Below are 668 nucleotides of genomic sequence, written 5' to 3'. Positions count from 1 at the left end.
ACTCCTAATCATTCGGCCATCTCCCTTAAAAGTATTGCACACACTTTTAAGATAGCCGGTCTTTAGGCGTGGGTCAATTTTTGCCCGGCGTATAGGTCTATTTTACTCCGGCGGTGACACCCGATATCCACTCACGATCTGAGTCAGTGACAGGATCCTTATGTTGGCCAGAGTAGCCTTTATCCTCTCTACTTTGCTCTATAGCTCCAGCTAAACCTGATAGTCCGCCACCGCTACCACTAGAGGTATTGGAACTTCCCTTATCTATCTCAGAACCACTAGTGGTCGTCTGGCTATTTCCACCACCAGAACCACCTGTACTGGGCTTGGTGCTGGGCTTACTTGTCTGAGTGCTGCCAGAACTACTATTATCAGTACTCGGTTTACTTACACTGACTTGTGGCTTGGTAGCACTGAGATAGTCACTAGATACATACGCTACCTTACCATTAAACTCTATCCGACTCCATCCCGCCGCATCACCAGTTCCTATGCCTGTACGAGTAACAGATTGAGCCTTGGTTAAGCTACCTAACTTATCGCTGTTGGTGCTATAACTGGAACGTACATTGACTGTGGTGGTTGCATACATGGTCTCGCTACAATCGGTGAAAAGCTGCTCCTGTTCCGTGGTATCATCCCGGGCAGGAGTGGAAACGCTCTCCGGG

General features: G+C 48.5%; 1 protein-coding gene. It reads right to left on the bottom strand.

From position 1 onward, the window contains the following. Positions 1 to 97: 97 nt before the first annotated feature. On the bottom strand, positions 98 to 668 hold a 571-nt coding region (locus B5F94_RS16040), incomplete at its 5' end, for an SH3 domain-containing protein (RefSeq protein WP_204247522.1).

Origin of the sequence: Flavonifractor sp. An4 (assembly GCF_002161755.1) — a bacterium.
Classification (GTDB): Bacteria; Bacillota; Clostridia; order Oscillospirales; family Oscillospiraceae; genus Flavonifractor; species Flavonifractor avicola.
The sequence above is the reverse complement of the archived record's forward strand: the minus strand, read 5'-3'. Positions and strand labels throughout refer to the sequence as shown.